Origin of the sequence: Oceanibaculum pacificum, from assembly GCF_001618175.1 — a bacterium.
Classification (GTDB): domain Bacteria; phylum Pseudomonadota; class Alphaproteobacteria; order Oceanibaculales; family Oceanibaculaceae; genus Oceanibaculum; species Oceanibaculum pacificum.
Genome location: NZ_LPXN01000014.1, coordinates 1 through 10,470 on the forward strand (window position 1 = coordinate 1; position 10,470 = coordinate 10,470).

Annotated in this window: 8 protein-coding genes; 6 read left to right on the forward strand and 2 right to left on the reverse strand. The window is 65.9% G+C overall.

The genetic code is table 11. From position 1 onward, the window contains the following. Together AUP43_RS01970 and AUP43_RS01975 are read right to left on the reverse strand one after the other, a co-directional pair. The coding region (locus AUP43_RS01970) for a hypothetical protein (RefSeq protein WP_456093690.1) at nt 1–829 on the reverse strand (829 nt) is incomplete at its 3' end. A 105-nt stretch (nt 830–934) separates the two neighbouring features. After that, nucleotides 935–2,560, reverse strand: coding sequence for a 5-guanidino-2-oxopentanoate decarboxylase (locus tag AUP43_RS01975; RefSeq protein WP_067551913.1), 1,626 nt, complete (start codon nt 2,558–2,560; stop codon nt 935–937). 194 nt (nt 2,561–2,754) lie between these two features. Between AUP43_RS01975 and AUP43_RS01980 the strand changes: the two genes are divergently transcribed. The 6 genes from AUP43_RS01980 (at nt 2,755) to AUP43_RS02005 (ending at nt 10,334) form a co-directional block, all read left to right on the forward strand. After that, complete coding sequence (locus AUP43_RS01980) at nt 2,755–3,531, forward strand: class II aldolase/adducin family protein (RefSeq protein WP_067551917.1); 777 nt, start codon at nt 2,755–2,757, stop codon at nt 3,529–3,531. A gap of 84 nt (nt 3,532–3,615) precedes the next feature. Further along, nucleotides 3,616–5,247 carry an amidohydrolase gene (locus tag AUP43_RS01985; RefSeq protein WP_067551924.1) on the forward strand — a complete coding sequence of 544 codons (1,632 nt, stop codon included), beginning with the start codon at nt 3,616–3,618 and terminating at the stop codon, nt 5,245–5,247. 27 nt (nt 5,248–5,274) lie between these two features. Beyond that, nucleotides 5,275–6,216 (forward strand): ABC transporter permease, encoded by a 942-nt coding sequence (locus AUP43_RS01990; RefSeq protein WP_067551929.1) that lies wholly within the window; start codon nt 5,275–5,277, stop codon nt 6,214–6,216. Nucleotides 6,217–6,227: 11 nt separating this feature from the next. Next, nucleotides 6,228–7,115: an ABC transporter permease gene (locus AUP43_RS01995; protein ID WP_067551933.1), complete on the forward strand. Its 888-nt coding sequence runs from the start codon at nt 6,228–6,230 to the stop codon at nt 7,113–7,115. A 65-nt stretch (nt 7,116–7,180) separates the two neighbouring features. After that, on the forward strand, nt 7,181–8,770 hold the full coding sequence (locus AUP43_RS02000) for an ABC transporter substrate-binding protein (protein WP_067551936.1): 1,590 nt from the start codon (nt 7,181–7,183) through the stop codon (nt 8,768–8,770). Nucleotides 8,771–8,861: 91 nt separating this feature from the next. Further along, a complete protein-coding gene (locus AUP43_RS02005) occupies nt 8,862–10,334 on the forward strand; it encodes an amidohydrolase family protein (protein ID WP_067551939.1) in 1,473 nt (490 codons plus the stop codon). The last annotated feature ends 136 nt before the right edge of the window (nt 10,335–10,470 follow it).

Sequence of the window (10,470 nt, forward strand, 5' to 3'; positions counted from 1 at the left end):
CGGCAGGCGGTGGCGCGGGGCGCGGCGGAGCGGCGGCCGCCGCCGCCGGTGGGCGGCCGCCGGTCAATTGTTCAAGCCGGGCGATGGCGACTTCCAGCCGGGTGGCCAGCGCCTGCATTTCGGCTGGGGACAAGGCCATAGCGCCGGGAGCGGCCATCATCGGCGCGGGGGCCATCATGGCCGGGGGCTCGGCGGCCTGCTGCATCGGCAGGGAGGCGTGGGTGTAGGAGGCCAGTTCCTTGCGCTGGGTGCCGAACGGAAACTCCCGCACGCGGAGCACGTAATTCTGCACTACAGGCGAGTAATACAGCGTTTCCAGATGATTGCCGCGCTGGCAGGAAATCTGGAACGTGTTGAAGGCGCCGGCCTCGACGGTGATCGCGGCCTGCTCGATCACCTTGCAATTCTGCTCCATGGTCCAGCCGCTCGGCCATTTCTCGCTGGAACCCTCGACCTTGAAGGCGACTTCCTGGCCGGTTTGCAGCGGGAACAGGTCGGCCGGATCGCCCTGCACGACATTCTGCCGGCCGCGGCCCAGCTCCGGGTCTTTCTCCCAGGAGATCATCGGCGAGACCACATCGTAGCGGGTGGTCCATATTTGTCCCTGATCGTCGGTCCAGGCGACGGTTTCCGGCGTCAGCGCCAGTACCTGCTCGCGCACCTGGCCGCCGGCCGTGCGGTACACGAAGGTGTCGCCGGGGGCATATTCGGGCAGCGGCGCGGGGGGAAGCAAAGCGGCGCCGGGACGACCGGCCGTGGGGGAGCCATCCCCGGCCATCGTGCAGCCTGCCAGCAGGGCCGCACCCATCAGTGTCGCCGTCCAGCGCATGCGATTCCCCAACGCCACCCCCTACAACCTTTGTTCAAGTGTCGTATGAGGTTGGTTAACTGTCAAGGAAACGCGGCGGAAAACCAAGGAATCTGAGGGTGTTGGCTAATCGAGGAAAGGGGCGTCCTGACGGACCTGGATGAAGGTCGGCCGGTCCTTTGCCGGCGCGGCGCGGACAGCCTCGACCAGCGCTTCCAGGCTGTCCGGCTGCACGGCGTCGCAGCCGAAGGCGCGGGCCAGGGCCATATGGTCCGGGTTGCGCAGATTGACGCCGATCTCCGGCACGCCGCGCTGGATCAGCCCGTCGCGAATCTGGCCGTAGCCGTCATTGTTCCACATCAGGATGACGAGGCCGAGCTGCTCTTCCACCGCGGTCATCAGTTCCTGCACGGTGAACAGCAGCCCGCCATCGCCGACCAGCGCGACCACCGGCGTTTCCGGCTTGCCGAGCTGTGCGCCGATGGCGGCGGGCATGCCGAAGCCCAGCGTGCCGTAGCCGCTGGGATGGTGCCAGGTGCTGGGCGCGAAGCAGGGATAGGCCTGGTTGCCGGTATAGGCGATCTGCGTCATGTCGGTGAAGACCACGCCATCTTCCGGCAGGGCCGTGCGCAGCGCTTCCAGCAACCTCACATGCTTGCGCTTCACGGCGGTGCGATCCTGCGCGATGGCGGTCTCGATCTCTTGCCGCAAGGCTGCCGTGCGGGCCTGCCGGGCGCTACGGTCGGGGGCTGCGCCCAGCTCCGCCAGCAATGCGTCCAGCGCCGCCCCGGCATCGGACAGGATCGCCACGTCGGGGTGATAGTCGCGGGTCAGGCTGGCGGCGTCGATATCGATGCGGATCAGCTTGCCGCCGAAGCTGAGGTTGTTTTCGGCCCAGATGTCCGTCTCCGACAATTCGGAGCCGACGACCAGTACCAGATCGGCCTCGGCGATGGCCTGCTTGGTGGCGGGCGAGGGCATGGAGCTGCCCAGGCTCAGCGGATGGTCGGCGCGCAATACGCCCTTGGCGGCGACGGTGGTGATGACCGGCCCGCCCAGCCATTCCGCCAGCGCCGTCACCTGTGCGCCGGCCTTCAGCGCGCCGCCGCCGACGATGGTCAGCGGCTTGCCGGCGGTTCGCAGCAGGGCGGCGGCATCGGCGATGGCCTGGCGGTTCGGGGCCGGCAGGGCGAGCGGCAGCCGGGCGCGGATCGGAAAGGCGGCCGGCAGTTCCAGCACGTCGATGGGTATTTCTATATGCACCGGGCGCGGGCGCGCGCCGCTGAACACGGCGAAGGCGCGGGCCATCGCCTCGGGCAGCTCGCTTGGGTCCAGGATGGTCTGGCTGAAGGCCACCAGCGGCGCGATGGCGTTGCTCTGGTTGGTGATCTCGTGCAGCCGGCCGCGCCCCATGCCCAGTTCACTGCGGGCATTGACCGAGGTGATGACCAGCATCGGCACGCTGTCGGAGAAGGCCTGGCCGATCGGCGTCGCCGCATTGGTCAGGCCGGGGCCGGTGGTCAGGATGCACACGCCCGGCTTGCCGGTGACGCGGGCATAGCCGTCGGCCATGAAGCCGCCGCCCATCTCGTTGCGCGGAGTGACGTGGCGGATAGGCGAATTGCCCAGGCCGCGATAGAGTTCCAGCGTGTGCACGCCGGGAATGCCGAACACTAGGTCGACGCCATAGGCTTCGAGCAGGCGAATGGCGGCGACGCCGCAACTGGTCGCGGTGGGAGACAGGCTGTTCATCGTGCGATTCCTCCGCCGCCTGGTCGCGGCTTGCCTTGTGGACGCTGGCGTTGCCCATTCAACCTGCGATTGGGTGAAGCTGCCGATTGACTTCCGGGGGAACCCTGCGCCACACTTGTATGCAGACTTTACAACCGATGTTCAAGAGGCGGTCCGCAGGCCGTTAACTTGGGCGCGATAGAACGGAGAGTTTCATGTCGGGTGCCGTGACGCCGTTGAAGCAGCGTACCGTCCGCGAACAGGTCAGCGCCGAGGAGTGGGCCGCGCGGGTCGGCCTTGCCGCCTGCTACCGCCTGGTGGCGCGCATGGGCTGGACCGACCTGATCTACACCCACATCTCCGCCCGCGTGCCGGGACCGGAGCATCATTTCCTGATCAACCCCTACGGGCTGATGTTCGACGAGGTGACGGCGTCCAACCTGGTGAAGGTCGATCTCGACGGCCAGATCGTCATGGAGACGCCCTACAGCTTCAACCCGGCCGGCTTCACCATCCACAGCGCCGTGCACGCGGCGCGCGAGGATGCGCTGTGCGTGCTGCATACCCATACGGCGGCCGGCATGGCGGTGGCGGCGCAGAAGCAGGGGCTGCTGCCGATCAGCCAGCACGCCATGCGCTTCTATGGCCGGCTCTCCTATCACGATTACGAAGGCATTGCCCTCGATCTCGACGAGCGCGAGCGGCTGGTCGGCGATCTGGGCGATACCTACGCCATGATACTGCGCAACCACGGCCTGCTGACCTGCGGGCGCAGCGTGGCCGAAGCCTTTACCATCATGTTCTACCTGCAGAAGGCCTGCGAGGCGCAGGTCGCGGCGATGGCCGGCGGCGGTGAGCTGAAAATGGTTCCCGCCGAGGTGGCGGAGCATGCCGCCCAGCAGTTCGAGCGCGGCGGCGAGAAAGGGGCGAACCGCCCCTGGCAGGCCCTGCTGCGCACGCTGGATCGCGAGGATTCGAGCTACCGCGATTAAGGTTGCCGTTACGCGTTTGCGACGGGCCAGCCGGCGCGGTTGCCGGTCGGCCCGTCTATTGCCGATGAGGGAGAGGGTAGGTTGATGGCGTTGCCGAAGGCCGATATCGTTCTGAGGAACGGCCGTATTTTCCAGGGCTTGAAGGAAGGGTTCGTCGAGGCGCTGGCGGTCTGGCAGGGCCGGGTGCTGGCGGCGGGCAAGAGTTCGGAGATCGATACGCTGGTCGGGCCAGGCACCCAGGTGATCGATCTTGCCGGGCGCTGCGCCACGCCGGGCATCAATGACGGCCACCAGCATCTGCTGCCCTTCGGCATGGGGCTGCGCCAGGTCGACCTTTCGGCCCGCGAAGTGAAGACGCTGGACGAGGTGCTGGCCCGCGTGAAGGCCTTCGTCGATAAGGCGAAGCCGGGCGAGTGGATCTTCGGCGGGCGCTACGACCATTTCCACCTCGATATCAAGCGTCACCCGTTTCGCGAGGAGCTGGACAAGGTCTCGCCGAACAATCCGGTCTATATCAAGCGCACCTGCGGCCATATGGGCGTCGCCAACTCCCTGGCGCTGAAGCTGGCCGGCATCGACGAGAGCACGCCGCAGCCGACCGGCGGCTTTATCGAGACGCAGAACGGCAGGCTGACCGGCCTGATGCAGGAGCGCGCGCAGGAGCTGGTGACCAAGGCGATGCCGCCGCTGCCCATCGAAAGTCTGATCCAGGGCATCGAGGAAGGTGGCAAGGTGTTCCAGCAATATGGCATCACCAGCGTCATGGATGCCGGCGTCGGGCTGGTGCAGGGCTACGATCACTATCTGGCCTATCAGGAGGCCCGGCGGCAGCGCCGTCTGCCGGTGCGCACCTACATGTCGCTGACCGGCGGCCCGGCGGGCGTGATGGACAAGGCCTTTCCGCAAGGTCTGCTGACCGGCGTGGGCGACGAGTTCCTGAAGGTCGGCTCGGTGAAGCTGTTCACCGACGGCAGCGCCGGCGGCAAGACGGCGGCCATGCGGCACCCCTATAAATGCTCCTGCGGCTCCATCGGCATCTTCATCTACAGCGATGGCGAGCTGAACGAGTGGGTCGAGAAATACAATGACCTCGGCTACCAACTCTCGATCCACGCCATCGGCGACGCCGCCATCGACCAGGCGGTGAACGCGGTCGAGGCGGCGAACCGGAAGACGCCCGTGGCCGGCCGCCGGCACCGGGTCGAGCATTGCGGCTTCACCACGCCGGACCAGATATCCTCGATGCGGCGTCTCGGCATGATCCCCGCGCCGCAGCCGATTTTCATCTACGAGTTCGGCGACCTGTATATCGAGGTGCTGGGCGAGGAACGGCCGGCGACCTCCTACCCGATGAAGGATTGGATCGAGGCCGGGCTGCACCCCATCGCCAGTTCCGACACGCCGGTGTCGGACTTCAACCCGATGAAAAATCTCTACGAGATGGTCACCCGCAAGACCGACCGCGGCACGCCGATGGGCGTCGACCAGTGCATCAGCGTCGAGCAGGCAATAAGCGCCATGACGTATAACGGCGCCTATGGCAGCTTCTCGGAGACGGTGAAGGGCACGCTGGCGCCGGGCATGCTGGCCGATATCGCCGTGTTCGACCGCGACCTGTTCACGGTCGCCCCCGACGATATCCTGCCGGCGGTGGCCGACCTGACCATCCTTGATGGCGCCCTGGTCCATGATCGTAAAGGCGAGGTGATGCATTGACCGCCCGGCTTGTGAGAGGCTGACACGATGTCCCGGCATATCGCCCATCGCCTGTTGATTTCGATCCCGGTTCTGTTCGGGGTCTTGCTGGTCGGCTTCATGTTGTTGCAGGTCGTGCCCACCGACCCGGCCACCGTCATGGCCGGCCCGACCGCGACCGAGGCCGATGTCGCCGCGCTGCGCGAGGCGCTCGGCCTGAATGAGCCGCTGTGGTATCAGTTCGGCCTGTATATCTTTCGCGTCCTCCAGCTTGATCTCGGGCATTCCATCATCAGCAATGCCAGCGTGGTCGACGAGCTGATCAGCACTATCGGCCCGACCGTGGAGCTGATGATCGCCAGCCTGATCTGGGCGGTGCCGCTGGGCATCACGCTGGGCACCTTGGCCGCCGTGCGGCGCGGCCGGACCGCCGACCGCATCATCATGGCCTTCTCGGTCGCCGGCGTGTCCATGCCGATCTTCTGGTTCGGCCTGATGCTGATCCAGTATGTCGGCTTCAAGATGGAGCTGCTGCCCTTTCAGGGGCGCGGCGGGCCGCTCTGGACGCTGGAGGGGCTGCGCTTCATCGCCCTGCCGGCGATTACGCTGGGCGGCGTCTTCGTCGGCCCGGTGGCGCGTATGACCCGCACCTCGCTGCTGGAGGTGCTGAACGCCGATTTCGTGCGCACCGCCAGGGCCAAGGGCGCGCCGGAAAAGCGCGTGGTGGTGAAGCATGCGCTGCGCAACGCGCTGATCCCCATCGTCACGCTGGTCGGCCTGCAGATCGGCTTCCTGCTGGGCGGCGCCGTGGTGACGGAGACCATGTTCGCCTGGCCCGGCGTCGGCCGGCTGGCGGTCGGCGCCATCGTCTCCAGCGACTTCCCGCTGGCCCAGGGTGCAATCCTGATGCTGGCCGTCGCCTTCCTGGCGGTGAACCTGATCGTGGACGTGCTCTATGCCTATCTCGACCCCCGGGTCGGGCATAAATAGGATTAATGGCGATGACCGATGCAAGCCAGACGCTAGCACCCGCTGCCGCCACCCAAAGCGACACGATCAAGCGCAAATCCGCCCTTCAGCGGCTGCTGCGCGACAAGCCGGCGGTGATTGCGGCGATCTTCCTGATTCTGGTCGTGCTGGCGGCGATCTTCGCGCCGTATCTCACGCCCTACGATCCCTACAACACCAATATGCGCGTTCGTCTGCGGCCGCCCGGCGGGGATTTCCTGCTGGGCACCGACGCCCAGGGCCGCGACATGGTGACCAGGCTGCTGTTCGGCATTCGTACGACGCTGGTCATCGGCCTGTGCGGCGTGCTGTTCGGCGGGTTGATCGGCGCGACGCTGGGCATTCTGGCGGCGTTTTATAAGAAGCTGGACAACATCATCATGCGCGTCGTCGACGTGCTGCTGTCCTTCCCGTCGATTCTGTTCGGCCTGGCGATTGCCGCCGTGCTGGGGGCGGGCACTTTCAGCCTGATTGTCGCCTTGTCCATCGCCGCCGTGCCGACCGTGGCGCGCATCTCGCGCGGTGCGGCCACCGTGGTGATGCAGAACGAATATATGGAGGCCGGCCGCGCCGTCGGCCTGTCGGACTGGACGCTGATCTGGCGCTATCTGACGCTGAACTGCCTGTCGGCGATCTTCGTCTATCTGACCCTGCAATTCGGCCAGACCATCCTGCTGGGGGCGGCGCTCAGCTTCCTCGGCCTGGGGGCGCAGCCGCCAACCGCGGAACTGGGCACCATGGCGGCGGAAGGGCGCAACTTCCTGTTCTTCGCGCCGCACGTCTCAACCATTCCCAGCGTAGCGATCTTCCTGATCGTGCTGGCGTTCAACGTGCTGGGCGACGCGCTGCGCGACGTGCTCGACCCCCGGCTACGGCAATAAGAACAACCGCCGGCATAAGGCGGCAGAAACCCTAACTGCTAGAGCAAGGCCAACAAGGAGGCTACATGAAGACGATAAGGACATTGACGCTGCTGGCCGGCGCGGCGCTGGCCGCCACGGCGGCGGTCGCCAGCCCGGCGATGGCGCAGAAGGAAATCTCGATCATCCGCACGATCGACACCGACCGTTACGACCCGCACCGCTCCACGGCGCGCTCGGCGGCGGAAATCCTGTTCATGGTCGGCGATACGCTGGTGGCGCTGGACTACGATCTGAAGACCGTGAAGCCGGGCCTGGCGAAGAGCTGGACGGTTTCCGACGACGGCCTGCTCTACACCTTCAAGCTGAAGGAAGGCGTGAAATTCTGCTCCGGCAAGGAATTCACCGCGCAGGATGTGGTGGACACCATCACCCGCTGGCGCGATCCGGCCACCAAGGGCGTCGTCACCTGGCGCGCCGGCCCGCTGAAGGAAGTCCGCGCCAAGGACAAGTACACGGTCGAGTACGAGCTGACCAAGCCCTACTCCGAGCTGCTGTTCCAGATGACGCAGCACTTCCACACCATCATCAATGTCGACCAGGCCAAGCAGCTTGGCGACGATTTCGGCGTGAAGGCGCTGGATGGCACTGGCCCGTTCTGCTTCGATAGCTGGGCGCCGCGCAACCAGACCGTGCTGACCAAGCACAAGGGCTATAATTGGGGGCCGGACTTCTACAAGAACAAGGAACCCCAGGTCGACAAGATCACCTGGAAGATCGTGCCGGAGGAGAGCACCCGCGTCGCCTCCCTGCAGACCGGCCAGGCCGATGCCAGCCAGTATGTGCCTTACTGGTCGATCGACCAGTTCAAGGCCAACAACAAGATGACGGTCACCCAGGCCGAGGCCTATTACTGGACCTACTTCATGGGCATGAAGGTGACCCGTGAGTTCATGCAGGATGTGCGCGTCCGCAAGGCGATGAACCTGGCGATCGACGTTGCCGCCATCACCGACGCGGTGACCTTCGGCTACGCCACCCCGGCGACCTCCTACATCGACCGCAATGTGCTGGACTTCAACGAGGCGGTCAGCGAAGAGCCGTTCCGCTACGACCCGAAGGCGGCGCAGGCGCTGCTGGAAGAAGCCGGCTGGAAGGTCGGTCCCGACGGGTTCCGCGTGAAGGACGGCAAGAAGCTGGAACTGCAGGTCTATGGCTTCAACGACGGCACTTGGCGGCAGATCGTCGAGGCGGCGCAGAGCGACCTGCGCAAGGTCGGCATCGATCTGCAGCTGCAATTGTTCGACGCCACCGTGGTGTGGGGCAAGCTGGCGACCCAGGAGTTCGACGTCTACACCATGTCGTTCCCCTATGTGTCGACCGGCGACGCGATGAACCTGTATTTCCGCTCCGCCAACATCCCGACCCCGAACCGTGCCAACTGGAAGGACGCCGAGACCGACGCCTGGCTGGAAGCCGGCTCGGCCGCGCTGACCGACAAGGACCGCAAGGAGAATTTCGGCAAGGTGCTGGCCAAGGTGCAGGACAATGCGCTGATGATCCCGTTGTACCATGAGCCGCTGTTCACCGTCGCCGGCGCGAAGCTGCAGCCGGTGCGCGCGCACGGCATCTATGGTGCCGGCTTCTACAAGGGCATCGACCTCGCCCTGAAATAATCGGCCGGCCGCCGGGCGGGGTGTTTCCGCCCGGCGGCTTTCCCATTCGTTTGGACATTTCGCAGTCATTCATTCTTCAGGGTGCAAGACCATGCAGACGACGGTGATCCGCAACGCGGACTATGTGATCGCCTGGGACGCGGCGGCCGGCAGCCATGCCTATCTGCAAGGCGCCGATGTCGCCTTTCGCGGCAATGAGTTCGTCTTCGTCGGCAAGGGCTATGCCGGCCCGGCCGACAAGGAGATCGCCGGCGCCGGGCTGATGGTCATGCCCGGCCTGGTCAACATCCATTCCCACCCTTCCTCCGAGCCGGGCAATAAAGGCCTGCTGGAGGAGCTGGGCAGCCCCGGCCTGGGGCAATCCTCGCTGTATGAATTCATGCCGGTGTTTCGCCTGGACCCGGCCGCCGCCCGCGCCGCCACGCTGGTGGCGATGAGCGAGCTGCTGAAGAGCGGCGTCACCACTATCGCCGATTTGTCCGGCGCGCGCGAGGGCTGGGCCGACGACATGGCCTCGACCGGCATCCGCGCCGTGCTGTGCCCGATGTATCGCTCCGCCGCCTGGACCACGAAGGACGGCCATTCAGTCGAGTATCAGTGGGATGTGGAGGCCGGCAAGCAGGCGATGCGGCGCGCGCTCGATGTAGTCGATGCCGCCGCCAAGCATCCCTCGGGCCGGATTTCCGGCATGCTGGGGCCGTCGCAGATCGATACCTGCACGCCCGAGCTGATCCAGGACAGCTACGCCGCCGCCGAGGAGCGCGGCATCGCCGTGCAGCTCCACGCCGCGCAGAGCGTGGTGGAGTTCAACGAGATCACCCGCCGCCATGGCAAGACGCCGATCGAGTGGCTGCACTCGCTGGGCGTGCTGGGGCCGCAGATGATCATCGGCCACGGCATTTTCCTGAACGACCATCCCTGGCTGCATTGGCCGCATGCCGACGATTTCGGCATGCTGCGCGAGTCCGGCGCGTCGGTGGCGCATTGCCCGACCGTGTTCTCGCGCCGGGGCATCGCGCTGCATTGGGTGCATCGCTATGTCGAGGCCGGCATCAATCTGGGCCTCGGCACCGATACGTTCCCGCACAATATGATCGACGAGATGCGCATGGCCTGCCTGGCGGCACGCATCCTGAAGGGCGACTTCAAGGGCGCGTCGACGCAGGAAGTGTTCACCGCCGCTACGGTTGGCGGGGCGACGGCGCTGAAGAAGCCGGATGTCGGCCGCGTCGCCATCGGCGCCAAGGCCGATTTCTCGCTGGTCGACCTCAGTCACCCCTACATGCAGCCGCTGCGCGAGCCGTTGCGCAGCCTGATCTATTCCACCTCCGACCGCGCGGTGAAGGATGTCTATGTCGATGGCCAGAAGGTGGTCAGCGACGGCAAGGTGCTGACCATCGATGTCGAGGCCGCCATCGACACGCTGCGCGAGGCCCAGGCCAAGACCATCGCCACCGTGTCGGAGCGCGACTGGGCGCATCGCCAGGTCGAGGATATGTCGCCGATGGTGTTCCCGGTAAAATCCGCCGTCTCCACCCCGCAGCCCGTAAGCAAGAGCGCCTGATGAGCGATAGCGCCACCCCCGCAGGAAAGCTGCTGGACGTTCGCGACCTGGTGACGGAGTTCCATTCCAGCGAGGGCGTGTTCCGCGCGGTGGACGGCATCAGCTTCTCCGTGGCGCGCGGCGAGACGCTGGGCAT